This window comes from Bacillus nitratireducens (assembly GCF_036320425.1).
GTDB classification, from domain to species: domain Bacteria; phylum Bacillota; class Bacilli; order Bacillales; family Bacillaceae_G; genus Bacillus_A; species Bacillus_A nitratireducens.
This window is the reverse complement of sequence record NZ_JAUMJO010000011.1, coordinates 19,500-44,721: the sequence shown is the minus strand read 5'-3', so window position 1 is coordinate 44,721 and position 25,222 is coordinate 19,500. Positions and strand designations below refer to the sequence as shown.

Sequence of the window (25,222 nt, the reverse complement as noted above, 5' to 3'; positions counted from 1 at the left end):
TATATTTTTTATCGTTTTGCCGTAATAAGTTTTTCAGTAATGACTTTACGTAACTCTTTTTTGCTTACCTTTCCAACACCTGTTTGCGGGAATGATTCAATAAATTCAATTCGATCTGGAATCTTATAAGCTGCTATACCGCGTTCTCTTAAAAACATTTTTAATTCGCTTACTGTTGGAGCTTGTCCTCGAGCTATAACAAAGGCACAAGTACGTTCTCCTAAATAATCATCAGGCATCGATACAATCGCTACATCATGTATCGCATCATGTGCTAATAGATGATTTTCCACTTCTTCCGCAGCAACTTTCTCACCACCACGGTTAATTTGATCTTTATCCCTACCTTCTACAATGATGTAACCTTGTTCATTTACTTTTACAAGATCACCTGTGCGATAAAATCCATCCTTTGTAAATGATCGTGCATTATGCTCTTCTGCTTTATAATAGCCTCGAATTGTATATGGCCCTCTTGTTAATAAACTCCCTACTTCACCAGGTTTTACATCGTTATCATTTTCATCAACAACCCGTACTTCATCGAATGTAGACATCGGTCTACCTTGTGTATGAATGATGATTTCTTCAGGATCATTTAATCTCGTGTAATTTACTAACCCTTCTGCCATACCGAACACTTGCTGTAACGTACATCCAAATGTAGGGCGAATACGCTTTGCAACTTCGGCACTAAATTTCGCACCTCCTACTTGAATCACTTGCAAGCTCGATAAGTCGTTATTACGGGAAGATGCCGCATCCAGCCAAATCATTGCTAATGGCGGAACGAGGGCGGTAATCGTAACTTTTTCTTTTTCTATAAGTGCAAATGCCTCGTCTGGACTCCCTCCAGTTGCCAACACTACTTTTCCACCTGCATAGAAAGTTCCAAATGTCCCTGGAGAACTCATCGGGTAATTATGTGCTACTGGAAGAATTGCCATATAGACGCTCTCTGCATTTAAATTACAAATTTCAGCGCTAACACGTAAACTATAAATATAGTCATCATGCGTTCTAGGAATTAATTTAGAAAGCCCTGTTGTCCCTCCCGATAATTGGAGAAACGCAACATCACTTGGCTTAACTTCTGGTAATGGAACGGAATCTATATATAGATCACTTATGTTCACAAACTCTTCTTCTTCTCCCGCTACAATTACATGTTGTAAAGTGGGCACTTTCTCTTTCACTTCTCTTGCTAGTTTTCGATAATCAAAGCCGAGAGCCTTATCTGAAATAACGTATGCACTCGCCTCACCAAACTCACAAAAATAACTAATTTCACTGCTTCGATGTGAAGGTAGTGCAAAAACAGGAAGTGCTCCAATGCGAAATAGCGCAAAGCATATTTCGAAAAACTCGATAATGTTAGGTAATTGGATTACAACTCGATCCTCTTGCTTTACTCCTAAATTCAGTAAGCCTGCAGCTAAGCGATCTACTTTTTTATCAAGCTCACTATATGTTATATGCGTATCACCACTTACAACCGCAATTTGATCTCCATATTTTTCAGCACGCTCTCTTAATAACGAACCAAATGTTTCTCCAAGCCAACATCCTTCTTCTCGATAACGATTTGCAAATTCTTCTGGCCATTCCGTATAACCTGTTAACATTCTTTCTTCCCCCTATTTTTCATTCAGCGAATTATCTCTTAGTCCTAAAGCCTTCAGCATTGTTTGGAACTTAGCTGATGTTTCTGCTAACTCATCTTCTGGTTTTGACTCAGCAACAACTCCTGCTCCTGCAAATAATCGAAGTGTATTTTCTTGCACTTCAGCACAGCGAATTGTAACAATCCATTCACCATCTCCATTTAAATCGCTCCATCCTAGCATTCCTGTAAAGAATTCACGGTCAAATGGCTCAATTTTTTGAATAGCCTCTCTCGCTTCTTCCATCGGCGTTCCGCAAACTGCTGGCGTAGGATGAAGAGCAATCGCTAATTCCAAAGAAGTAGTATTTGGATCCTTTAGTTCACCTTTCACTTCAGTAGACAAATGCCACATCGCTTCACTATGAATAACGGATGGTTTTCCTGGAACATGTAATGTATGACAGTATGGACGAAGCGCAGCAGCAACCGCTTCCACTACTACCGCATGTTCATGTAAATCTTTCGGAGAAGAAAGTAACTCCTCTGCTCTTTTCTTATCTTCCAATGGATCATCACTACGTGGTCTTGAACCAGCTAATGGATTAGAAATAACTTGCATACCATTACGTGAAACGAGTAATTCAGGGCTTGCCCCAATTAATGTCTTACTATTCCCGTTTTCACTTTTCGGTAAATTAACAGCAAATGTATAACCGTGCTTATTATGCTCTGCTAATTCGCGAAGTAGTTTTTGTTTATCAATCTTCTCTGAAGATTTAACATCTAACGATCTAGATAGAACGATTTTCTTTAAATCTCCGTCCTGAATTTTTTCAATTCCTTGCTTCACACCATTCATATAAACTTCAGGAGCTGGAACCGGTGTCATTTCGAATGTCAGTTTCTCATTTCGTTTTATCTCATTTGTTGTCTCTAACTGTAAACGCTCAGTAATTCTACTATGTTCTGGTACGATAAGTTGAACTTCTTTTCTACGATCAAAAGGCAAAGCACCAACAACGATAGGATTCGGATTTCCAGCTTGTTTTGCATTGCTTAATACCGCTTGTACAAGTTCTGGAAAACTTTCAATTTCATGATGCTTTACTGTAGTAAACTCTCCTTCTGTCAATATCGTTCGAGTTGGTGAAGCGAAAAAGAACGAAGATTCAGTTTTATAATCTTCTAATAATTCTTCTGACAGTTCCTTTACGGCTATAAGTTCATTCATAGTATTAAAACCTCCTGAATTTTTTATTAAACTCCTAATGTAGCTCCGCCATCGACACATAAATTGTGCATTGTAATATGACTCGCTTTATCAGAGGCTAAAAACAATACTGCTTCAGCAATTTCTGAAGGTTGTGCAATTTTTTGTAACGGTATACCGATTCTATATGTATTTTGAGAACCAGCAATTATATTTTCAGCTCCATTCTCATCAGCCCATAATAATCTTTGCATTTCAGTTTCAGTAGAACCTGGAGAAACTAAGTTACAGCGAATGTTATACGCTGCAAGTTCTAACCCTAAACATTTCATAAACATCGTCGTTGCAGCTTTTGATGCAGCATACGCAGCCATCTCCATTCTCGGAGTATTTGCCGCATTTGAGCCAACTGTAACAATTGCCCCTGACTTTCTTACCATCATACGTTTACTTACTGCTCGGGACATATAGAAAACTCCTGTAGTATTTACAGAGAATGTTTTATGCCAATCTTCATCACTTAAAGAGTGAATCGCTCCCATGCGTAAAACACCAGCAACATTTACTAATATATCTATTGGTGCTATATCATTTTCAATACCGTTTATCATATCTTCAACAGCGGCACTATCACTCACATCTAAATGAAACGTCTTAATACGGTTTTCATTTAGTGCATAATGATTTAAGAACATATTAAGCCCTTCTGCATTTTGATCAACCGCAATAACTGTAGCTCCTCTTTCTAAAAACATTTTTGCTACAACACTACCTATACCTTGCGCTGCACCTGTTACTAAAACGGTTTTTCCATCAAATTCCCCTAGGCTCATTTCCTCTATCCTTTCATATAAAAATTAATCAAGTTTAACAACACAAATGATAACGATTTTCATTATCACTTATGATGTAAAAAATAATACACTTACTAAACTAATTGGTCAAGTGTACTTTTCATCAAATCAAACCCGTTGATAATGATTTTCATTTTCTCTATCTACATCGAAATGATAATGTTTCTCAATATACTTGTCAATCTTTTTTTATTTTTCAGATAAAATATTTTTTACGTTTCTATGCCAGACTGCATCCATAAGCATTAAAACGTACTTTAAATAAAAATTTAATCCATAATTCCTTATCATCTTTTTTGAAATTGAAAAAGAGAACCTGTAGATTTCTTCGCCCACAATACTTTATCAAAAATTTAAGTTTTTCTTTTCTCAATATTTTTCTGAAAATATTTTACTTTACATCTTTCATTTCTCAATGCATATCTTATATATAATCTAAGATTTTCATATATTATGCGTGACTCAATAATATTCCAATATAATCCAATCAGGTATTTTAATAACTCTTTTATCAGTAAAATTCCGTAAATAATAAAGACCGGTTAGAGAAAAACTATTAAAATTAGTTCATAAATAAAAAAGGAAAGTGGTTCGATATCCACTTCCCTTTCGTAATTTTATTATGTATCGGAAAAAAGCACCCTATTTTATAGGGTACTTTTTAGTTGCCTTAGTGCTATAGAAAATTTAAATACTTACGCTACACTGCGATACTCTTCTTCTTTTTCTTTTTTCTGATTAGGTGCTTGAATTAAAATTGCGATAATAAATGATACGACACATAATACGCCGATCACCATGAATGTTGGTTTGAATCCACCTAGAACTGCACCGATAAAGGAGCCAGCGAGCGCTCCAAATCCAAATCCTTGATACACAATTCCGTAGTTTTTACTATGGTTTTTCATACCGAAGAAATCACCAACAATAGCTGGGAAAATAGTGATATTTCCACCAAAGCAAAACGCTACACTTGCTACACAGACGAAGTAGATACCATAATTTAAATCTACGAAACTTAAAACTAAGACTGAAGCCGCCATAACAACAAAAGTACCAGTAACGATTTTTAAACGGCCGATTTTATCTGATAACGGTCCTAGAATAATACGACCTAATGTATTGAAAATTGCAACCATAGCCACCGCATTAGCTGCTGTTGCTGCGCTAAGCCCTACAAGTTGAACACCGATGTCTTTTACCATACCAATTAAGTATAAGCCACTCATACATGATGTAAATAACATAATAAATAATAAGTATACTTGTTTTGTGCCTAACATTTCTTTTGTTGTATATTCCTTAGTTTTTGTTTCATGAACTGCACCTTGATCAGCAGCTTGATGGATTAAACATGCGCCAATTACAATCATAGCTGTAACAATTAAACCCCAGTATATAAACGCTTGTGATACACCAACTGATTCAATCAACTGTGCATTAATGTATTTAAAGATTAAGCTACCCGAACCATATGCAGAGACAGAAATACCAGCAATTAAACCTTTACGCTCTGGAAACCACTTTATTAAATTGGATAGTGAAGTGATATATGCTGTACCATCTGCATAACCTACAACAACTCCCGCTAATACATAAAGCAATATTAATGAGGAAGCTTGTGAACTAAGTATTAATCCTAGTCCTAATGCTAGTCCAGCTATCATAATAAGTTTACGAAGTCCCCATTTTTCTTGCAATTTACTCGCAAATAAAGTTGAAAATGCTAAGGAAAGACTAGTAATTGAGAAAGTTATAGCAACAGCGTTTAGACTCCAACCGTATTTACTAACTAATGGCTGATTGAATAAACTCCATGTATATATCGTCCCAAGCCCCATTTGTACTATGACTGTGCCAAGGACAACAAGCCATGGATTAACAGTTGATTTTTTCATATCATTCCGCCTCCTCTTTCTATTTCAATGCTATTCGCTAAATATGCTTTTTTTATTTTCATTTTCGCCACCTCATTCGATTTAACAACTTCATTGTATAAGATGTTTTCACTTATGTAAGCACTTACAAGATAGAGCGTCAAAAATATGGAATCAGTTACAGAAAACGAAGGGTGAAATACAAAAAACTACTTGTTAAATACGTAACAGCTTTTATAATGTTTTACATCAATACGACTTATGTGTGTTTTCATATCCTCTTTTATAAAAAGTTATGCGCCCTGTTACACCATGGCTAGACTCCAAAATTTTGATTATCCTATACAACAAAAAAACACCATATTCTTTTTAACGCTCCAGCTTTGTAACCTGTTGCGCCCGCATTCCTTGATACAAGTCATTTAATAGTCCTATAAACTGGCTTTTCGTTACAAGGCTTGTGCTCAAAAATCCCACTCTTTTTGTATTTCCAATTTCGTACATAAAAATAGAAAATATACAATCTATTTACATAATGTTGCACTTTCAGTTTATTAAACAACAAATATTTTATTGATAAATAAAACTAAACATTCACTAATATATCTATACGTGGTTTAATATATATAATAAACAAACAATTCCGTCTTTTATAAGGAGGTACTATGAAAGCAAACGTAGGGGATACTATACTATTTCAACGAAGTAACTTAAAGATTACAGGATCTGTACTAAAACTATACACTGAATCGGTCTTAGTTGAAGTTACAGATGTGAGCGGTGGTACTTTTGAATTTGACCGAACAATTGTAAATCATAAAAATTATAAAATTTTAAATGCAAATAAATAAAACAATACAAAATAGCCCCTGCTTAACAGCGGAGGCTATTTTGTATAATAACACTTCATTAATTTATATATCCTAAAACACTAACAATCTTGCTTGCTTTTAAATTATTAATGTAATAATAAATTTCTAACCCTCTTCTCTCAGCTCTTAACACTTTACCTTTCATTTTTGATAAATGCTGCGAAACAGTCGATTGAGGAATATTTAATATTTCTGTTAATTGTGTTACATTACAAGTTTTGCGTGCACTTAATTCATTTACGATTTGTAATCGTATTGGATGCGCCATTATTTTTAAAATATCCACATCTTCTTCAGTTACTACACTTTTTTTTATCTCGCTCGTATGTGTTGTCATAAGACATTCCCCTTTTATTTGAATTCCTTTTTATTTATAACTGCTTCTAAATAAAATGATATCTCTAACATACAATTAAGACCCTTATATAGGAATAATCGGATTTTCATCATTTAAAAACACAAATGTTATAAAATTTGATTTATTTGGTACATATACATAATATAATTTCAATTTGTGCTGTATGTGAAGTTCGCATAAATTTAGGGTGAAGATTTTTCAAATAATTATAACGTTTTTTGATACTATAGGATTCATTTAACTTTCTATATTTTTTTACAGAACTAATAATTCTACCGATAATTAACTATCTAGCGTTTTTAACACATGTTAGGCATTTGTATATACTATTACAAAACACATTATTATTGAGGGGGAATTATAATGCCAACACCATCACAAGAACAAGTTGAAGAAGCTCGTGAAACATATGTCAGTCGTATTATTTTAGTTGGTGGTTCAGCTTTATTTTTAACAGGTGGTGTTATATCTGCGATTTCAGCTTTTAAAAGTTATAACCGTTTGGCAAATACGCCACCTTCTTCAGACAACTCATAGATATATAGTAAAAGGCAGTCTCAATGTGAAACTGCCTTTTGTTTGTCATAATGTCCACATTTAATCCACTTGCAGAAATTATCTACTTCTCTTTTGCAAGATTTCTAGTAAAGTTAGAGATCGAGCAGAACTCGTTTCACAAACTTTGAAGAAAAACGCAAAAAATGAGGAAGGGAACATATAATCTCTCCCCTTCCTAAAGTAATTAACATTAAAGAACAATTTCAGAAAAGCTCGACGAGGTATTCGAAAAGCGTGACCAAAACTGTGACTAGTAATAAAAACCGAAAAAATCGACCTATTTCACTACAAACCTCGTCTGACTACACCCATCCTTCTGCTTCGTTACTTCTAATACAGCTGGCATTGCGTTTTTCAGCTCTTGAACGTGTGAAATGACACCGATAAAGCGGCCTGATTTTTGTAAGTCGATTAGGGCGTCAACTGCCTTCGTTAATGACTCTTCATCTAATGAACCGAACCCTTCATCGATAAACATCGTTTCGATGGAAATACCACCTTCATACGCTTGAATTACGTCTGCCATTCCAAGTGCTAGGCAAAGTGATGCGTTAAATTTCTCACCGCCAGATAATGTTTTTACATCTCGGGTTTGACCTGTGTATGCGTCATATACATCTAAGCCTAATCCACTTTGTCGATTTCTCTTTTCAACTCGTTCACTTCGTTTTAAATAAAATTGTCCATTTGATAATTTACGTAATCGTTCGTTTGCGATTTGAACGATTTGTTCTAGATACTCAATTAAGATGTAACGTTCAAAGGATATACGACTTTCATTATCGCCTTTCATTACTTCATATAAATCAACAAGTTCTTGGAATGCTTTTTCTTCCTCATGAATTTGTTCATCAATTCGTTTAATGTTTTCATGTAAATCAGAAATATATGTTACCGCATTTTGCGCACGTTGACGTTTTTCTTTTATTATATCAAGATTAATTTGTAATTCTGTTATGTGTTCACCTAATGCCGTAATATCCATGTACTCTTTATCTTTTAATTCAGCATGTAACTCTTCAATTTGTTTTGCAAGCACTTCAAGAGATGAATAATAACTTTGAATTTCTTTTTGTAACATCTCCATCTCGATATCATTTAATTTAGCTTCTTTATACATGATTTGATCTGTAAATCCGCTCTGTTCAAGCTCTTTCATAAAGCGCGCGAAAGTCTCTTCTTTCTTCACTTTTGTACTTTCAAATTGATTAGAAGCACTTTCCTGTTCTGCTTGAATACGTATATTTTCATTTTGCCAATGTTGATACGCTTCCTGCACTTTCTTCCATTCGTCTTCCATTAATCTGAGTTCATGCATAGCTTGGTCAAACTGAACTTTCCAAGCTTGTACTGTTTGTAAGCTTTCAGGAATACTTTTCTTATCATGTTCATATGACGTACGAAGCTGCATACACTCAATTTCTATACGGTGCTGCTCTATTTCTACCTCACGCTTTTGTTTCTGAAGTACATCTACTTTTTCTTCTACGCTTTTTATATTCACAGCAGTTTGCTTACGCGTTTCTTCGCTTGCTTTTAACGTATTCACTTCAGTTGCTACTTGTTTTCCCTTTTGAACAAGCGCACTGTATGTTTCAACTAATTCTTCCGAGCGATAGCCTCGCTTCTTAACTTCTTCTATTACCTGTTCATATTGAAGCTGATAGAAATTCCATTTCTCCTCTAATTGAACATGTAATTTTTCAGCAACATTCTTCTTGTCTCTTAAATCATTTAACTCTTTCTCATCAATCGCATCACTTTGCTCTGTAGCTTTTTTCGGATGGTTCGTACTACCACATACTGGACAAGATTCACCATCATGTAAATGAAGAGCTAATATACCAGCTTGTTCACTTAACCAGCGACGTTCCATATTTTCATATGCGTTAACTGCCAATTGCATCTTATTATATGCCGCTTCTTTTTCTTGCTCGAATTTTTGTTTTTCTTGCCAAACATCATATGCTTGCTTTAAAATTTTTGCATCTTCTCGCATATTCGTTAGTTCTTCTACTTTAGCTACATATTGTTCAAGCGCTACTTCTAATTGCTGTAATTCATCAGACATTAGCTGTTTTTGATTTGTATGCTCCTCTAATTGTCGATCTAAGTTTTGCATACTTTCTTTTAATTTCTCTACTTGAATTTCTGTATTTTGTAAATTCAACTGTTTCTCAGCTAATGATGCAATGATCGGTTGTAACTCTTCTAATCTTTGAACGAGTTTTTTTGCATTTTCTCTCTCAGGCTCTTTATTCTTTACTGCTTCATATTTCTCCTGAGCAAGTTCAAAGTTATTCGTTATATTTTCTTTTTTGGCGATTATCTGTTTTAACAAACTTTCAGCCTTCCGCTCATTTTGCATTGCTTCTTCGTACCATTGTTCAAATGGTAATAAGCGCTTTGCTTGTTCCGCACGTTTAAAAGATTTTTCTTTCATTTCAATAACTGTACGTTTTTCTTGTAAAGTATTATATTTCTCATTCTTTTGTTGTAAATCTATAAATTTCTCATTTACAGATTTCGCTGCATGAAAACGTGTTTCAGCATCCTTTAATTGCTTCGTTTGAACATCTTGTTCTACTTGTAATTGCTCAACCTCTGCCTTATACGCAGCTGTTTCTTGTTCTAATGCTTCTACTACTTGATGCGTATTTACATGTTCTTGTTCCACTAATGTCTCTAATAATGATCCATCGCGAATTGGTAATTTAAAAACATTACGGAAGTATAGCTCTCGTTCTTTCTGCTTTTCTTGTAAGACGTCTTTCCATTGTTTTCGTTTTTGATCAAGTAACTCACGCATTAACTTATAACGATCTGTTTTAAAAATACGACGTAAAATCTCTTCTTTATTTTCTGTTTCAGACGTTAATAGCTTTCGGAACTCTCCTTGCGGTAACATTACTATTTGGCTAAATTGATGTTTACTTAATCCAATTAAATCTTCAACTTTATTATTTACATCCGTTACATGAAAACGATCGACACAAGGAACCTTTTCTTCATTAATTACTTCATATAATTCAACTGCATGTCCTGTAATTGTTTTATTCCCTTGTTTTTTATGCCCCAGTTGTCGCTTTATTTCATATCTTTTCCCTTTTAATTGAAAGGTTAATTCCACACTTGTATAAACATTATCATCAGCAAATTGACTACGGAGCATGCTTGTATCACTACGCTCTTCCCCACTAGCTTCTCCATATAACACATAACAAATCGCATCAAAAATCGTTGTCTTTCCAGCTCCTGTATTCCCAGAAATGGCGAAGATACGATGATCTCCAAGATCGTTAAAATCGATTACTTCTTTCTGTTTATAGGGCCCAAATGCTGTCATAATTAGCTGAATCGGTCTCATTCTCGCTCACCTTCCCGTTCTTGCACTGTTTGTAATACCTCTATAAATAGACGTTCTTTCTCTTCTGATAACTCTAACCCTTTCATTTCTTTATAAAAAGCTTTTAAAAGTGATAAATCATCCGTTTTATGTCTTGAAATAGTTACTTCATTTTCATCTGTGAACTCTCGTCTTTGAATAGATCTTTCAACATGCATTGCATTTAGGTATACAGAACGTATTTTTTCCATTGGCTGCAAGACTGGATTTTCGTCTAATAATTTCACAAATACATAATCCTCATTTACTGGATGATGTAATAAGTCATCTATTTTTGCTTCTACTGTACGCATTTTACGACGTGGTGTAAGTAACTGTTTTTCAATTGTTGTTTCACCTTTTTCATCCAGTTCCACAATATAATATCCTTTTTTATGTTTTTCTTCAGAGATAGAATAGGCAAGTGGCGAACCTGAATAACGAATTGTCTCATTACGTACAAAATGCGCTTGATGTAAATGACCAAGCGCCGTGTAATGAAACTTATCAAAATAATGGCTATTTACATATTCAGCACCACCAATTGAAAGTGGTCGTTCCGCATCACTTGTATTTTCCTCAGCCTCTCCTGAAGAAGTTACAAATGCATGTCCTACAAATACATGTCTCACTTCTTTATCCATCGTTTCAGAAAGTTCATTCATAAAAATACGCATCGCATCATCATGAGAACGAATATCTTCATTTTTCAATATATGTCTAACAATACTTGGATCCGCATACGGAATGAGATGGAAATGAACCTCTCCGTATTCATCATTTAAAACAACAGGATTATATGGAAACTGGAATTGTCCAACAATATGTAATCCTTGTTTTTTCATTAAATTACTACCAAAATGTATACGGTCCGGACTATCGTGGTTTCCTGCAACTGCGATTACTGGTGTTTGTAAATCAATAACTATTTTTTGTAATACATCATTTAATAAGTCTACTGCTTCTGTAGGTGGAATTGCTCGGTCATATAAATCTCCTGCAATAATTACAGCATCCGGTTTTTCTTCTTCAACAGCTTGTACAAACTGATCTAACACAATTTTTTGATCTTCAGTCATATATACACCATGAACAAGCTTACCTAAATGCCAATCTGCTGTATGAAAAAACTTCATATTATCCTTCTCCTTTTAGTTTACTGATTGTAGTGAAACGAGCTGATAGTTTAGTGTAGTTTTTCCGTTCTCCCATTCTAACTTTTGGACAATTGCACTACCGATTCTTTCTTCGTTTGATTTATATAAAGGCAATATTTCTTGAACAGTAAATAGATGATAACCATCTAAATTTAATTGGAATAAATTATCTTCTATATGTAATCTTACTTCTTTTTCATTTGAAATAATTTTTGTGTGCATCTCAAATTTCATGCTAGATACAACCCCTTTTTTTCTAATCTCTACATTTTAATAGTATAGTGGTCATGCAAGATTGACAAGTAAATACACTACGATGTACACACTTTTTTAATTATAAGTATTTTATGTTTTTTTTACATAAAGTACGGTATGTGAAATTTTAAATCTACAAAAATAAAAATGCCATTTAGGCATCCTTATTTTTGTAAGTACTCTTTCATAACGTAGTACAATACAGTTATTAAGACAATCGCTACAAAAAACGCGAAGACGGCCACTACATACCCATCTTTATTTAGTAAAAAACATATGGAAATAGATATTATAAAAATCGGAAACACGAGACGCACCTTATCCTTCACTTCTTCTGTCGTATCTGTATGATGAAAATACTGTGTAATTCCTACCATAAGAGATGACAAAATAATTACCGACAATAGTAAAGGTCCTGGCATTCCGATCTCTCCTTTCTCTATTTCTAATTATATACAAACCCCACGTTCTTTAAAAGTTAGACAATTCAGCTTTTTAATCTTTTCTACATCCACTCTTTAATAAATTGTTACGCCACACATAATAACTCAATATAAATTATACATATAATAGCGCCTTCAACACTATAATTCCAAATAATTGCGCTTACAGTAATGTTGTAATATTCCTCTTCATTCTTCAAAATCCTGCAAATATAACTCGTCAAAATATGCGGAGTACCTATTAATCCTTATAGCGCCAATATTAGACAAATTTATAAAGGACATTTCATCATGTATCAAGAAATAAGAATAGGAAGATATGTAAGGGAGGATTTATAATGACTGAACACGTTTTATTTTCTGTTAGCGAAAACGGCGTTGCATCTATTACTTTAAACCGTCCAAAGGCACTTAATTCTTTATCCTATGACATGTTAAAACCAATTGGGCAAAAACTTAAAGAATGGGAACAAGATGATCAGATTACAGTTATCGTTTTAAAAGGAGCTGGAACGAAAGGTTTTTGTGCAGGTGGCGACATTAAAACGCTATACGAAGCACGTTCAAATGAGATTGCATTACAGCATGCAGAACAATTTTTTGAAGAAGAATATGAAATTGATACATTTATTTATCAATATAAAAAACCAATTATCGCCTGTTTAGATGGAATCGTAATGGGCGGTGGTGTTGGTCTGACAAATGGAGCTAAATATCGAATTGTAACAGAACGTACGAAGTGGGCAATGCCTGAAATGAACATCGGTTTCTTCCCAGATGTCGGTGCTGCTTATTTCTTAAATAAAGCTCCAGGATCTACTGGCCGATATGTTGCTTTAACAGCATCCATTTTAAAAGCTCCTGATGTATTATATATAAACGCTGCTGATTATTTTATGACATCAGATTCATTACCAAATTTCCTTACCGCACTTGAAAATGTAAATTGGAATAAAGAAGATGTACATACTCATTTAAAAGAAGTTATTCGTACATTTGCAACTGCTCCAAACTTAGATGGCAATCTTTCTTCTTCATTAGAAGAAATTAATTCGCATTTTGCATTCGATACAATTGAGGGAATCATTCAATCGTTAGAGAAAGATCCAAGTTCCTTTGCCCAAGCAACGAAAGAAAAGCTATTATCAAAATCCCCTGTTTCATTAAAAGTAACATTAAAACAATTTATTGATGGCCAAGAAAAGTCAGTTGAAGAATGTTTCGCGACAGACCTTATACTCGCTAAAAACTTCATGCGACATGAAGATTTCTTTGAAGGAGTACGCTCCGTTGTAGTTGATAAAGATCAAAATCCAAATTATAAATATAAACAATTAAGTGATGTTTCAGAAGAAGATGTAAATCGTTTCTTTAACTTACTTAACGCCTAAACAACGAGGCCATATATTGTAGCTTACTCTCAGCTACTCTATATGACCTCTTCTTTTTAGTTAAATAATTTTAAATATAATTTAATTTTATTTAACTAAAATATATGTTAAACTAACGTTAATCGAATTTTCTAAAAACAACAAAGGAAGGCGGATAACATTATGGAAAATTATTTTTTGTTTATTATCATGTCTATATGTCTTATTATTCTACCCGGTCCTGATACAGCAATGGCTACGAAAAATACATTGGTTGCTGGAAAAATCGGCGGCGTAAAAACTGTTTTTGGTACTTGTGTTGCACTTTTAATTCACACTTTAGCTGCTGTAATTGGTCTTTCTGCACTTATTGTAAAGTCTGCTCTTTTATTTTCTATTTTTAAATATGTTGGTGCTGTATATTTAGTCTATATTGGTATTAAAGCCCTTTTAGCAGTAAGAAGCACAGAAGACTTAACTACAAATGAAGTTCCAACAAATAATGAAAATAAACATACTTCTTGCTTTCGCCAAGGGTTTCTTACAAATTTACTAAACCCTAAGGTTGCAGTTTTCTTTTTAACTTTTTTACCACAGTTTTTAAACCCAAATCATAATACATTTATACAACTTCTCGTTATGGGACTTACTTATCTCATTTTAACAGTCATTTGGTTTGCATTTTATATATTTTTAATTGATAAAATTAGTGCTTTTATGAAAAAACCGAAGACACAGCGTTATATTCAAGGGGTTACAGGACTCGTCTTAATTGGATTTGGTATTAAATTAGCCTTTGAAAGAAATAATTAATACACAATAAAAAACCACTCTTTAGAGTGGTTTTTTATTGTAACAACTTACATACTACTTCTTAAAACCAACGCTCAGTTACGACTTTTTTGCGTGTATAAAATTGAACGCCATCCGTACCATTTGTACCAAGATCTCCAAAGAATGAAGCTTTGTTTCCTGCAAATGCGAAGAATGCCATTGGTGCTGGAACATTAACATTTACACCAATCATACCAGCATCAATATTGTCTCGGAATGTTTGTGCATGTTTTCCATTTGATGTATAAATAACAGCACCATTCGCAAATTTCGATTGATTTGTCAGCTTAATACCTTCTTCTAGATCTTTTACTCTTACAATACTTAATACTGGAGCGAAAATTTCATCTTGCCAAATTTTCATTTCTTGATTTACACCATCAAAGATCGTTGCACCAACAAAGTAACCTTCCCCAACTTCTTCATTGATTTTACGACCATCGACCAGTAAAGTTGCTCCATCTGTTACACCGCTATTAATATAGCCTAAAACACGTTCTTTATGAGATTCACGGATTAATGGTCCAACATAATTATCTTCGTTGAAACCGTCACCTACTTTTAGCTTTTTCGTCTCTGCTACTAGTACATCGATGAACTCATCAGCGATTTCATCTACTACTGCTACAACAGAACATGCCATGCAGCGCTCGCCACTACTTGCAAACGCAGATCCAATTACACCTTGTACTGTTTTTTCAAGATTGCAATCTGACATTACAATCGCATGATTTTTCGCACCTGCTAACGCTTGTACACGTTTTCCATGTTTCGTACCTGTTTCATATACGTAACGAGCTACCGGTTCAGACCCAACGAATGAAACAGCTTGAATATCTTTATTTTCTAAAATGCTATTTACAACATCTTTTCCGCCTTGTACTAAATTTAATACTCCTTTTGGGAAACCAGCTTCATAGAATAACTCTACAAGTCGCTCTGCTAAAAGTGGCGTTCTTTCAGATGTTTTTAATACGAATGTATTACCGCAAGCAATTGCAAGTGGGAACATCCATAATGGAATCATCATTGGGAAGTTAAACGGTGTAATACCAGCAACAACACCGATTGGATAGCGCCAAATCGACCCATCAATTCCGCTAGCAATATTCGGAAGAGCTTGTCCCATCATTAAATTTGGTGCTGATGTTGCAAGTTCTACTGCTTCAATACCACGCTGCACTTCACCAGTTGCATCCGTTAGTGTTTTACCATTTTCTAGCGTAATGATTTTTGCAAGCTCTTCTTTGTTTTCTTGTAAAAGCTGTAAATATTTATACAATTGTCTTGAACGATTCGGAACTGGTACTTTAGACCATGTTTCATATGCTGCTTTTGCCGCTTCAACAGCTTTTTCAACATCTTCTTTCGGAGATAGCGGAACGTAAGCGATAATTTTTCCAGTCGCTGGATTTGGAACTGCTTCTACTTCTGTACCAGTAGACTCTACCCACTCACCATTAATATGATTTTTTACTCGTTTAATTTCAGTTGTAATCATTATATTCTCTCCTTTTTTATCATGGTTTTTATAAGTGCACTATTTTTGATTAGAAATTAATTGTTCGCTAACTTTCTTATATAAAGCAGCCATATCGTTTTCACCATATCCTGCCTCACTTGCTTCTTCATATACGCTTAATAGCATTTCGCTTACTGGTAAGTGAAGTTCGCTTTCTTTAGCTAAATCTACTGCAAATCCTAGATCTTTCTTTAATAAATTTACAGTAAAGCCAGGCTCATAATTTTCTGATGCAATGAAACTTTTATAATTACGCTCATAAATTCTACTTTGACCATAACTTACATTTAAAATATCAAACATTTTATCTAAATCCATATTGTTCTTTTTCGCTAATGTTAAAGCTTCACTCACACCAGCTGTATAAAAACCAATTAATAGATTGTTAATTAATTTAACAGTTGTACCGCTATCAATCTGCTCACTAACATGGAAAACATTCGCTCCAAGTACTTCCATGACAGATTCAGTTTTCTCATATACTTCTTTCGATCCACCAACCATAAACGTTAATGTACGGTTTTCTGCACCAATTACCCCGCCACTAACAGGTGCTGCTAAAAAGTCTACTTTCTTTTCCTTCGCCGCTTCCTCTAATTGTTTGTTTAATTGTGGAGATACTGTACTTGTATCAATTAAAGCAACATTCGAGTGGCTATTTTCAAATAATCCTTCTGCCCCAAAATATACCGCTTCCACAGCACGAGGTGAAGGCAAACTTGTAAAAATCACATCGCACGTCTCAGCTAGTTTTGAGATTGATAGGCCGATAATTCCTCCTTCTTTTTCAAAGGAAGCTTCCGCCTCTTTATTCAAGTCCACTCCATATACTGTGTAGCCTGATTTAACTAAATTTTTAGACATCGGAAGACCCATGTTACCTAAGCCGATAAAACCAATCTTTTTCATATCGCTTTCCTCCTATTTACACAATATATTTCCCGCGATTTATAATAACTTTCGCAATGTCTCTCTTTTTCGTAAATAAGTTCGAGTATAAAGGCACTAATAATTGACGGATTTCAGCTAATATTTCTTGTCTATTTTGTTCTTCTGTGACAGCTGCTGAAAGAATGGAAATCGCAGCTTCTTCTACTTTACGATATCCTTCTTCACAAATAACATCTGTTATCATTTGCTTCGTACGCTCTTTTTCTTCACCATTTTTATTAATTGCTTTACTCGTACGTAAAAATGCTGATTCCATGACGTACACGTCCGTCAACATATTTGATAATACACGTGAATATTCTTGCTCCTGATCAATTTTTAAGCCCGGAGTTTTAGAGAGCGTTTTCAAAGATTGTTTCAACAATTTTTTCGCTAATAAAATGTAACGATGGTTTCTTTCTACATTTGATATCTCACTTTCTACTACATGATCTTCAATTTGCTCGAATTGTTTCATTAACATTTTAGCAACCGTTAATCTATTAATTTCGTTCGTTCCTTCAAAAATACGACTAATTCTAGCATCACGATATAAACGTTCTACTTCGTATTCTTGCATATAACCGTATCCACCATGAATTTGTACAGCCTCATCTACGATATAAGCAAGTGTTTCAGAAGCGTTCACTTTATTCAGTGCACATTCAATTGCAAATTGGGACATTTTTTTCATAAGGTCCTCATCACTCTCATGAATTGCTTCATCAATTACACCTGCTGTACGGTAAGCTGCACTTTCTGCTCCATATGTAGCAATGATCATATTTGCAATTTTCTCTTGAATCATCGTAAAATCTACTAATTCCGTTTGGAACTGTTTTCGCTCTTTTCCATATTGAACTGACAAACCGATTGCTTGTTTTGCTGTTCCAATATTTCCAAAAGCAAGTTTTAGTCTAGCGAAGTTAAGAATATTAAGAGCTACGTGATGCCCTTTCCCAACTTCCCCTAAAACATTTTCAGCAGGAATAACAACATCTTCTAAAATAAGAGTCGCTGTTGAAGAACCTTTTATCCCCATCTTCTTTTCTTCTAATCCAATAGATACACCTTCACATGTTCTTTCGACAATAAACGCTGTCATTCCTTTATTTGTCTTCGCAAAAACAACGTAAACATCTGCCATATGAGCATTTGTAATCCACTGCTTCTCACCATTCAGCTTCCAAGCAGTACCATCTTCATTCAATACTGCACTCGTTTTTGCACTTAATGCATCCGAACCAGCATTTGGCTCAGTTAAAGCATAAGCACCAATCCATTCTCCTGATGCGATTTTCGGCAAATACTTTTCTTTTTGTTCTTTCGTTCCGTAATATATGTAAGGCAACGTACCAACACCTGCGTGTATATTAAAAGAGACGCTAAATGCACCAGCGTAACCCATTTTTTCTGCTACAAGACCTGAGACAGCCTTTCCTAACTCGAACCCGCCATAATCTTCTGGTACCTCAATGCCTAATAATCCAAGTTCCCCAGCTTTCTCAAATAATTGACGAGAAACTTTATAGTTATGTTGTTCAATATTCTCAATTTGTGGAACAATTTCTTGTTTAACGAATTGTTCTGTCGTTTTTGCAATTAAATCTTCATCCCCTGAAAAATCTTCAGGTGTAAAGTAAGTATTGTTCACATCTTTATTGAGTGAAAAAAATTCATCCCAAGGTAACTTCGTTTTCTCCATCTGAATCCCCCTATCATTTCGGCCTTCATTGCTCTTTGCATATGCTCGTCTACGATGAGTGGAATATCTTTTTATTGAAAACAGAAGGCGATGAATTTTCACATCAAGCAGTTCGTTTTGCCAAAGATGTATTCTCATCGCCTTCGTTGTTTTATCTATTGATCCTCTGATAATACTGTTTTTGCAATTCCAGTATCTAGTTCTTCAAAGTCATGATATGAAATTGTTTCATATAACTCACTTCTCGTTTGCATATTAGAAAGTGCATCTTTTTGAGAACCTGTTTCCTTAATTAAAGTAAACACATTCTCATACGCTTTCGCTGCAACACGAAGTGAAGTTACAGGATAAATAACCATTTGGAAGCCCATATTCGCAAATTCCTCTGCACTATAATACGGCGTTTTCCCGAACTCAGTCATATTCGCTAATAAAGGTGCATTTACTTTACTATTAAATAGACGGAATTCCTCTTCTGATTGAAGTGCTTCAGGGAATATTGCATCTGCCCCTGCTTTTACATATGCGTTCGCTCTGTCAATCGCGGCATCTAATCCTTCTACACCGCGAGCATCTGTGCGTGCTACAATATATAAGCTTGGTGCAACTTCTTTAATCGCTTTTATTTTTTGAACTAATTCTTCTGTAGTAACAAGTTTCTTACCATTTAAATGTCCACATTTCTTTGGTAATTGTTGATCTTCAATTTGAACTGCTGCTACTTTCGCTTCTACCATTTCTACAGCTGTTCTCGCTACGTTTAATACACCGCCAAATCCTGTATCAATATCAACAAGGACTGGTAAATCTGTAGCTCTTACTAAATCTCTTGCTCTCTCTGCTACTTCAGTAGACGTCACGATGCCTAAATCTGGTAGCCCTTTACTTGCAGTGTAAGCAGCTCCCGATAAATAAAGAGCTGAGAAACCTGTATTTTTCGCAACAAGAGCCGCCATTGCATCATGAGCACCTGGAATTTGCAAAATTTCATTTGCTTCTACTAAAGCTCGGAAGCGATTCGCAAGCTCCTCTTGTGTTGACTGTTTATTCACAACCCAAGCCATTCTAAATTCCCCCTATTATTAAATTAAGAATAGATCTACAAATTCGTTTACATTCATATTTTCTAGTTTTTCTTCATTTAAACAAACTTCATGAATTTGTTCTTGTTGCTTACTAGAATAATGACCTGCCATATTTGCAGTGAATTTTTGAACAACTTTTGGAATCGCTTCGTCTCTACGGAAACGGTGACCAAGTGGGTATTCACATTCCACGTTTTCTGTTACAGTACCATCTTTAAAATGAACTTGAACAGCGTTGGCGATTGAGCGCTTGTTCGGGTCAAGGTAATCTAAACTGTACTGTTTGTTTTCAACAACAACCATCTTATTACGTAATTCATCTACACGTGGATCATTTGCTACTACATCTTCATAATCGTCCGCAACGATATCTCCTTTTAATAAACCAATTGCCGTAATATATTGTAAACAATGATCACGATCAGCTGGGTTATTTAATGGACCTTCTTTATCGATAATACGAATTGCTGACTCATGAGTTGTAATTGTAATACGATCAATTTCATCTAATCTTTCTTTAATTTCCGGATGTAATTTCACTGCACATTCTGCCGCTGTTTGTGCATGGAATTCTGCTGGATATGATACTTTAAATAATACATTTTCCATTACATAAGACTCTAGTGGTCTAGCTAATTTTAATTCTTGTTTGTTAAATAATACATCTTGGAATCCCCATCCTGGCGCAGATAATGCTGTTGGATAACCCATTTCACCTTTTAGAGCAGTCATTGCAAGATGAACACCACGGCTCGTTGCATCACCTGCTGCCCATGATTTACGTGAGCCAGTATTTGGAGCATGACGATATGTACGAAGACTAGAATTATCAATCCATGCATGTGATAATGCATTAAAGATTTCTTCACGTGTTCCGCCAAGCATTTTCGCAACTACAGCAGTTGTTGCTACTTTTACATATAATACATGGTCAAGACCAACACGGTTTAAGCTGTTTTCTAAAGCAAGTACACCCTGAATTTCATGTGCTTTAATCATCATTTCTAGTACTTCACGTACTTTTAATGGTTCTTTTCCTTCTGAAATACGAACGCGACTAATATAATCTGCTACTGCTAAAATTCCGCCTAAGTTATCAGATGGATGTCCCCATTCTGCTGCAAGCCAAGTATCGTTATAGTCTAACCAACGGATCATACATCCGATATTAAATGCACCTTTTACTGGATCTAGCACATAAGATGTTCCTGGTACACGTGTACCATTTGGTACGATTGTTCCTGGTACAACTGGTCCTAGTAATTTCGTACACTCTGGATATTGTAGTGCTAAAATTCCACATCCAAGTGTATCAAGTAATACGTAGCGAGCCGTACTGAATGCTTCGGCACTTGTAACCTCTTTATTTAATACATAGTCCGTAATTTCTTCTAATAATGCATCTTTTTGTTTGATTTCATTTGTTTTAATCATGCTAATCTTCCCTTTCTGTCGAAAATTCGTTATTATTAATGATGGGTGTCGGTCAAACACCCATCTGGCGGGCGGCGCTAACAACTCCCCAGTTGTTTTTATTTACTAAATGCATGTCGCTCGCCTATATAATTTACACGTGGACGGAACAAACGATTGTTCGCATGTTGCTCAATAACGTGCGCACATAGTCCTACTGTTCTAGAGCTAAAGAAGATTGGTGTGTAAAGTTGAATTGGAATACCAAGCATCCAATATACTGGAGCTGCGTAATAATCAAGATTCGGATAAATTCCTTTTTCCTTCTCCATGATTTTCTCTCCGGCTTCACACATTTCATATAGTGTATAATCACCTTTTACATCACAAAGCTGTTTTAAAGCTTCCTTCATCATCAGTGCTCTTGGATCCATCTTCTTCATATACACACGGTGTCCAAAGCCCATTATTTTTTCCTTGTTATAAAGTTTCTTCTGTAACAACTCTTCAAACTTCTCAACATTTCCAGCTTCTAAAAGCATGTACATAACCGCTTCATTTGCACCGCCATGTAAGCTTCCTTTTAAAGATGCAACTGCACCTGTTAAAGCACCGTATAAATCCGATTGTGTTGATGCAATTACGCGAGCTGTAAATGTAGAGTTTGGCATTTCATGTTCACTATATAAAACAAGGGAACGATCAAAGATCTTTTCCTCAAGTTCAGTTGGTTTTTTACCAGTTAACATATAGAAGAAATTCGCACTATATGACAATTCCCGAAGAGGCTCAATTGGCTCCTCATTATTTAAAATATGATAGCTATTCGCTACAATATTTGGCACTTTACTTAAAAGCTTGTACCCTCGACTTTTATTCACTTCTAACGAGCGGTTTTCGATATCACTATCGTAACCAGCTAATGCAGACACACCTGTACGTAACCCATCCATAGGATGCGTTTCCTTAGGCAATGCCTTTAGCACGTTGAATACACCTTCTGGCACTGCATATTCTTCTTTTAATTTCTTTTCAATTGTTGCTTTTTCATCTTCATTCGGTAGATGTTCTTCCAATAAAAGGTGCACAATGTCTAAATACTCTTTTGTTTTTGAGAGTTCGATTAAATCATACCCTTGAATTACAATTTCACCTTTCACTGTGTCAAGAAACGAGATCTTCGTCTCCGCTGCCACTATACCATCTAATCCCGGGGAAAATTTTTCTTCAGCTTTCATCATTATTTCCTCCAATCCTAATAGATCTTCGTGCACATAACTGTAAGCCTTTACAATACTGTGAAACTACATTTCTATTTCAATGTATCAGAGTTTTTAGAAGATTTCAATTTATTTTATAATGATAAGTTTTCTATACTTTTACCGATGTAACAATACAATTTTTCGAAAATAATTTTCATATTTTACAAAAAATTACTGCTATCTTTTTACGATTTTTTAAAACGAAATATAACGATCATCCATATAATCCCACTAAATATACCTTTAACCTCTTTTTCTTTAACAAATATAAAAAAACGAGCTGTACTCATGCACAGCTCGTTTTTGATAATATTTATTTCACATTCCTATAAATATAATTCTTATATAAAATTTATTTATTTTTAATAAAGTTATTATTTTACATAATTAAATTGAATTTCTTCCGTTTTTTTACGATAGCTGACAACTAAATCATAGTTTTGAAAGTACGAAAGATCATCAAAATCTATAAAAATAAACTATCACCTTTCTCAACTGACACTATTTCCCGAACTAGTTTCTCAGAAACAATTCCTAAGAATATCCTAGATAAATTGTACTATTTCCTCCGCACATTACAATAAAGTGAAACTTTAATCAGTGGGTTTTTTGTTCATCCCCTACTGCTTATTAGCCTTCATCAATCGGACGTTTACGGGCAGCAGGGCTTCCACCGAATTTTGAGGTGAGAGTCTTACTGCCCGCAAGTAGCGGGATAAATCAAATTGATTCATCATACTTTATACGCAATTCTTCCTTAAAGCATCGTCGAGCATCGTGTTCAATTGAAATTTTCACCTTCGCTCTTCCTATTTACGCAAAATCTTTTTTGCCTAATCGTTGTTTTACAAAAATGACAAATATAATTAAAGCTATTAACCCTGAAATTGCACTACCTGCGAATAAAATACGGTAACCAAACATTTGTGAAACAACTCCAAGTAAAATCGCACCTAATCCAATCCCTAAATCAAAAGCGGTAAAGAATGAAGCGTTAGCAACTCCTCTTTTACTAGGATCAACAATTGTCAGCATCGCTGCTTGCAAAGCAGGCTGTGCTGAACCGAATCCAACACCATATAATGCCGCTGCAATCATTACACCTGTCAAACCATTTGAAATCGTTAGTACAACTATCGCTAAAATAGTAATACATAGTGCCGGAAGTATGATAAAAACTTCTCCATATTTATCTAATAGTTTTCCTGAAATAGGTCTTACAATTGTTAAAGCAATTGCATATACAAGAAAGAATGTCCCAGGATTCACATCAATTGATGACGCGAATAACGGTAAAAATGTTGTTATTCCTCCATATGCAAATGATAAAAAGAAAACAACAATCGTTATTGATAAAACGGATTTTTCAAACAGCTGAATTTTCCCTTTTTCTTTTTGTGGCGTGAATGGCATCTTCGTTATTAACGATAATACGACTGCCATAAAGGATAAAAGAGTTGCTAACAAGAATAGACCATGAAATGAATAATTTTGTACAACCCATAATCCAATCATCGGGCCAATTGCCATCGCGATCGTCATCGCCATGCCATACCAGCCCATTCCTTCACCACGACGTGAATCTGGAATAATATCAGTTATCGCTGTTCCAACCGCTGTTGTAGAAACAGCCCACGTCACTCCGTGAATAACGCGTAAAACAGCTAAAAGGACAATAGTCGATGCTAAATTATACGAATACATCGTTATCCCAAAAAATATGAGTCCGAAAATAATAAAAGATCTTCTACCATATTGATCTAACATACCTCCAATAATCGGCCGTATTACAACTGCTGCTATTGTAAACATTCCCATCATCAGTCCAACTTGCGATTCATTTCCACCAATCTCTTTAATAAAGAGCGGGAGCGTTGGAACAAGTAAATAAAACCCCGTAAATAAAAATAACATCGCGATAGTCATTTGTATAAATGATTTCGTCCATAATCGTTCCATTAAAATCCCTCCATAAACACGTAAAATATTGCAATCAACACATCAATTGTATATTTTTCATGTTCCCTTGCCCTCCGCTAATAGACGTATCTTTTCATAATAAATGGTCTACCGTCAATTTAAGTTGGTCTTACGACTTTATACCTATGTTTTAAGCAAAAAACCTATATATGTACCTTTATATGTTCTAAAAGAATATACTATTTTATTATTAAACTTAGGAGTGATCGTTTTCATGTGGGTATCACCAAGAATAACCGCCGTTGTACCATCAGCTCCCTCAATACATGTTCCTGTCGTTCATACAGCTAGTTCCGATGTTGGTATCGAGCTTCCTGCCGCTTGGCAACAATATCAATCGACTGACCAAGTCACCCCTTCATTTTGGCATCATGGTACACACCCTAGTAGTACTACTTTTTATAGCCCTAGTTATCCAATACCTCCGACTCAAATTTTTTATCATTTCCCATCAATTTACTTTCAAAATTTCTATGGTACTTTTAACATTTAAAAATAATATTACTCTTTATAATACAAAAAGCACCAAAGAAACCGTTTTTCCCG

21 protein-coding genes and 1 pseudogene are annotated in these 25,222 nt (G+C 34.9%); 5 read left to right on the top strand and 17 right to left on the bottom strand.

Annotated features, from left to right (window positions below; translation table 11 throughout):
• Positions 1 to 8: 8 nt before the first annotated feature.
• From Q3V31_RS27205 to Q3V31_RS27190, 4 genes are all read right to left on the bottom strand, one after another.
• The gene (locus Q3V31_RS27205; protein ID WP_329767531.1) at positions 9 to 1,625 is read right to left on the bottom strand and encodes a (2,3-dihydroxybenzoyl)adenylate synthase; all 1,617 of its coding nucleotides are present in this window, start codon (positions 1,623 to 1,625) and stop codon (positions 9 to 11) included.
• A gap of 12 nt (positions 1,626 to 1,637) precedes the next feature.
• On the bottom strand, positions 1,638 to 2,837 hold the full coding sequence (gene dhbC, locus Q3V31_RS27200) for an isochorismate synthase DhbC (protein WP_090813362.1): 1,200 nt from the start codon (positions 2,835 to 2,837) through the stop codon (positions 1,638 to 1,640).
• A gap of 26 nt (positions 2,838 to 2,863) precedes the next feature.
• Positions 2,864 to 3,649 (bottom strand): 2,3-dihydro-2,3-dihydroxybenzoate dehydrogenase, encoded by a 786-nt coding sequence (gene dhbA, locus Q3V31_RS27195; RefSeq protein ID WP_016129371.1) that lies wholly within the window; start codon positions 3,647 to 3,649, stop codon positions 2,864 to 2,866.
• 716 nt (positions 3,650 to 4,365) lie between these two features.
• Positions 4,366 to 5,568, bottom strand: a complete 1,203-nt coding sequence (locus Q3V31_RS27190; protein ID WP_000750123.1) for an L-lactate MFS transporter — start codon at positions 5,566 to 5,568, stop codon at positions 4,366 to 4,368.
• Positions 5,569 to 6,212: 644 nt separating this feature from the next.
• Between Q3V31_RS27190 and Q3V31_RS27185 the strand changes: the two genes are divergently transcribed.
• Positions 6,213 to 6,398 (top strand): YkvS family protein, encoded by a 186-nt coding sequence (locus Q3V31_RS27185; protein ID WP_000646796.1) that lies wholly within the window; start codon positions 6,213 to 6,215, stop codon positions 6,396 to 6,398.
• Positions 6,399 to 6,456: 58 nt separating this feature from the next.
• On the opposite strand, the gene Q3V31_RS27180 is transcribed toward Q3V31_RS27185, so the two are convergent.
• Positions 6,457 to 6,756, bottom strand: a complete 300-nt coding sequence (locus tag Q3V31_RS27180) for an ArsR/SmtB family transcription factor (protein WP_000207284.1) — start codon at positions 6,754 to 6,756, stop codon at positions 6,457 to 6,459.
• 384 nt (positions 6,757 to 7,140) lie between these two features.
• On the opposite strand from Q3V31_RS27180, the gene Q3V31_RS27175 reads away from it, so the two are divergent.
• Positions 7,141 to 7,314, top strand: a complete 174-nt coding sequence (locus Q3V31_RS27175) for a hypothetical protein (RefSeq protein ID WP_001143088.1) — start codon at positions 7,141 to 7,143, stop codon at positions 7,312 to 7,314.
• A gap of 298 nt (positions 7,315 to 7,612) precedes the next feature.
• On the opposite strand, the gene Q3V31_RS27170 is transcribed toward Q3V31_RS27175, so the two are convergent.
• The 4 genes from Q3V31_RS27170 to Q3V31_RS27155 all read right to left on the bottom strand — a co-directional run bounded on the left by Q3V31_RS27170 (position 7,613) and on the right by Q3V31_RS27155 (position 12,554).
• Positions 7,613 to 10,702, bottom strand: coding sequence for an AAA family ATPase (locus tag Q3V31_RS27170; protein ID WP_097872569.1), 3,090 nt, complete (start codon positions 10,700 to 10,702; stop codon positions 7,613 to 7,615).
• Positions 10,699 to 11,856, bottom strand: coding sequence for an exonuclease SbcCD subunit D (locus Q3V31_RS27165; protein ID WP_329767530.1), 1,158 nt, complete (start codon positions 11,854 to 11,856; stop codon positions 10,699 to 10,701). The genes Q3V31_RS27170 and Q3V31_RS27165 overlap by 4 nt, the downstream gene beginning before the upstream one ends.
• A gap of 15 nt (positions 11,857 to 11,871) precedes the next feature.
• A complete protein-coding gene (locus tag Q3V31_RS27160) occupies positions 11,872 to 12,111 on the bottom strand; it encodes a DUF2584 family protein (RefSeq protein ID WP_000667340.1) in 240 nt (79 codons plus the stop codon).
• A 185-nt stretch (positions 12,112 to 12,296) separates the two neighbouring features.
• The gene (locus tag Q3V31_RS27155) at positions 12,297 to 12,554 is read right to left on the bottom strand and encodes a hypothetical protein (protein ID WP_001119412.1); all 258 of its coding nucleotides are present in this window, start codon (positions 12,552 to 12,554) and stop codon (positions 12,297 to 12,299) included.
• 359 nt (positions 12,555 to 12,913) lie between these two features.
• On the opposite strand from Q3V31_RS27155, the gene Q3V31_RS27150 reads away from it, so the two are divergent.
• Positions 12,914 to 13,966 carry an enoyl-CoA hydratase/isomerase family protein gene (locus Q3V31_RS27150; RefSeq protein WP_000134895.1) on the top strand — a complete coding sequence of 351 codons (1,053 nt, stop codon included), beginning with the start codon at positions 12,914 to 12,916 and terminating at the stop codon, positions 13,964 to 13,966.
• Between the two features lie 159 nt (positions 13,967 to 14,125).
• Positions 14,126 to 14,758, top strand: a complete 633-nt coding sequence (locus tag Q3V31_RS27145; RefSeq protein WP_079999122.1) for a LysE family translocator — start codon at positions 14,126 to 14,128, stop codon at positions 14,756 to 14,758.
• A 61-nt stretch (positions 14,759 to 14,819) separates the two neighbouring features.
• On the opposite strand, the gene Q3V31_RS27140 is transcribed toward Q3V31_RS27145, so the two are convergent.
• From Q3V31_RS27140 to Q3V31_RS27105, 8 genes and pseudogenes are all read right to left on the bottom strand, one after another.
• A complete protein-coding gene (locus Q3V31_RS27140; protein WP_000633354.1) occupies positions 14,820 to 16,280 on the bottom strand; it encodes a CoA-acylating methylmalonate-semialdehyde dehydrogenase in 1,461 nt (486 codons plus the stop codon).
• Between the two features lie 39 nt (positions 16,281 to 16,319).
• Positions 16,320 to 17,210 carry an NAD(P)-dependent oxidoreductase gene (locus Q3V31_RS27135; protein WP_000719405.1) on the bottom strand — a complete coding sequence of 297 codons (891 nt, stop codon included), beginning with the start codon at positions 17,208 to 17,210 and terminating at the stop codon, positions 16,320 to 16,322.
• A 16-nt stretch (positions 17,211 to 17,226) separates the two neighbouring features.
• Positions 17,227 to 18,936 (bottom strand): acyl-CoA dehydrogenase family protein, encoded by a 1,710-nt coding sequence (locus Q3V31_RS27130; RefSeq protein WP_000416034.1) that lies wholly within the window; start codon positions 18,934 to 18,936, stop codon positions 17,227 to 17,229.
• Positions 18,937 to 19,091: 155 nt separating this feature from the next.
• Positions 19,092 to 20,000 carry a methylisocitrate lyase gene (prpB, locus tag Q3V31_RS27125; protein WP_000312647.1) on the bottom strand — a complete coding sequence of 303 codons (909 nt, stop codon included), beginning with the start codon at positions 19,998 to 20,000 and terminating at the stop codon, positions 19,092 to 19,094.
• 18 nt (positions 20,001 to 20,018) lie between these two features.
• Positions 20,019 to 21,455 carry a 2-methylcitrate dehydratase gene (prpD, locus tag Q3V31_RS27120; RefSeq protein WP_000598135.1) on the bottom strand — a complete coding sequence of 479 codons (1,437 nt, stop codon included), beginning with the start codon at positions 21,453 to 21,455 and terminating at the stop codon, positions 20,019 to 20,021.
• Positions 21,456 to 21,553: 98 nt separating this feature from the next.
• Positions 21,554 to 22,675 (bottom strand): citrate synthase, encoded by a 1,122-nt coding sequence (gene mmgD, locus Q3V31_RS27115; protein ID WP_329767529.1) that lies wholly within the window; start codon positions 22,673 to 22,675, stop codon positions 21,554 to 21,556.
• 395 nt (positions 22,676 to 23,070) lie between these two features.
• Positions 23,071 to 23,281: pseudogene (locus Q3V31_RS27110) on the bottom strand (HesB/YadR/YfhF family protein); the annotation flags it as partial.
• A 228-nt stretch (positions 23,282 to 23,509) separates the two neighbouring features.
• Complete coding sequence (locus tag Q3V31_RS27105) at positions 23,510 to 24,655, bottom strand: MFS transporter (RefSeq protein WP_000440687.1); 1,146 nt, start codon at positions 24,653 to 24,655, stop codon at positions 23,510 to 23,512.
• A gap of 235 nt (positions 24,656 to 24,890) precedes the next feature.
• On the opposite strand from Q3V31_RS27105, the gene Q3V31_RS27100 reads away from it, so the two are divergent.
• Positions 24,891 to 25,169 carry a hypothetical protein gene (locus tag Q3V31_RS27100; protein WP_000270172.1) on the top strand — a complete coding sequence of 93 codons (279 nt, stop codon included), beginning with the start codon at positions 24,891 to 24,893 and terminating at the stop codon, positions 25,167 to 25,169.
• Positions 25,170 to 25,222: the final 53 nt, after the last annotated feature.

What these genes read in the sequence shown, in the direction of transcription:
- Q3V31_RS27155 (WP_001119412.1), bottom strand. Translation starts at nt 12,554, where the DNA reads ATGCCAGGACCTTTACTATTGTCGGTAATTATTTTGTCATCTCTTATG.
- Q3V31_RS27190 (WP_000750123.1), bottom strand. Translation starts at nt 5,568, where the DNA reads ATGAAAAAATCAACTGTTAATCCATGGCTTGTTGTCCTTGGCACAGTC.
- Q3V31_RS27100 (WP_000270172.1), top strand. Translation starts at nt 24,891, where the DNA reads ATGTGGGTATCACCAAGAATAACCGCCGTTGTACCATCAGCTCCCTCA.
- Q3V31_RS27140 (WP_000633354.1), bottom strand. Translation starts at nt 16,280, where the DNA reads ATGATTACAACTGAAATTAAACGAGTAAAAAATCATATTAATGGTGAG.
- Q3V31_RS27180 (WP_000207284.1), bottom strand. Translation starts at nt 6,756, where the DNA reads ATGACAACACATACGAGCGAGATAAAAAAAAGTGTAGTAACTGAAGAA.
- Q3V31_RS27150 (WP_000134895.1), top strand. Translation starts at nt 12,914, where the DNA reads ATGACTGAACACGTTTTATTTTCTGTTAGCGAAAACGGCGTTGCATCT.
- mmgD (WP_329767529.1), bottom strand. Translation starts at nt 22,675, where the DNA reads ATGATGAAAGCTGAAGAAAAATTTTCCCCGGGATTAGATGGTATAGTG.
- Q3V31_RS27175 (WP_001143088.1), top strand. Translation starts at nt 7,141, where the DNA reads ATGCCAACACCATCACAAGAACAAGTTGAAGAAGCTCGTGAAACATAT.
- dhbA (WP_016129371.1), bottom strand. Translation starts at nt 3,649, where the DNA reads ATGAGCCTAGGGGAATTTGATGGAAAAACCGTTTTAGTAACAGGTGCA.
- prpD (WP_000598135.1), bottom strand. Translation starts at nt 21,455, where the DNA reads ATGATTAAAACAAATGAAATCAAACAAAAAGATGCATTATTAGAAGAA.
- Q3V31_RS27160 (WP_000667340.1), bottom strand. Translation starts at nt 12,111, where the DNA reads ATGAAATTTGAGATGCACACAAAAATTATTTCAAATGAAAAAGAAGTA.
- Q3V31_RS27105 (WP_000440687.1), bottom strand. Translation starts at nt 24,655, where the DNA reads ATGGAACGATTATGGACGAAATCATTTATACAAATGACTATCGCGATG.
- Q3V31_RS27135 (WP_000719405.1), bottom strand. Translation starts at nt 17,210, where the DNA reads ATGAAAAAGATTGGTTTTATCGGCTTAGGTAACATGGGTCTTCCGATG.
- dhbC (WP_090813362.1), bottom strand. Translation starts at nt 2,837, where the DNA reads ATGAATGAACTTATAGCCGTAAAGGAACTGTCAGAAGAATTATTAGAA.
- Q3V31_RS27130 (WP_000416034.1), bottom strand. Translation starts at nt 18,936, where the DNA reads ATGGAGAAAACGAAGTTACCTTGGGATGAATTTTTTTCACTCAATAAA.
- Q3V31_RS27205 (WP_329767531.1), bottom strand. Translation starts at nt 1,625, where the DNA reads ATGTTAACAGGTTATACGGAATGGCCAGAAGAATTTGCAAATCGTTAT.
- Q3V31_RS27165 (WP_329767530.1), bottom strand. Translation starts at nt 11,856, where the DNA reads ATGAAGTTTTTTCATACAGCAGATTGGCATTTAGGTAAGCTTGTTCAT.
- Q3V31_RS27170 (WP_097872569.1), bottom strand. Translation starts at nt 10,702, where the DNA reads ATGAGACCGATTCAGCTAATTATGACAGCATTTGGGCCCTATAAACAG.
- Q3V31_RS27185 (WP_000646796.1), top strand. Translation starts at nt 6,213, where the DNA reads ATGAAAGCAAACGTAGGGGATACTATACTATTTCAACGAAGTAACTTA.
- prpB (WP_000312647.1), bottom strand. Translation starts at nt 20,000, where the DNA reads ATGGCTTGGGTTGTGAATAAACAGTCAACACAAGAGGAGCTTGCGAAT.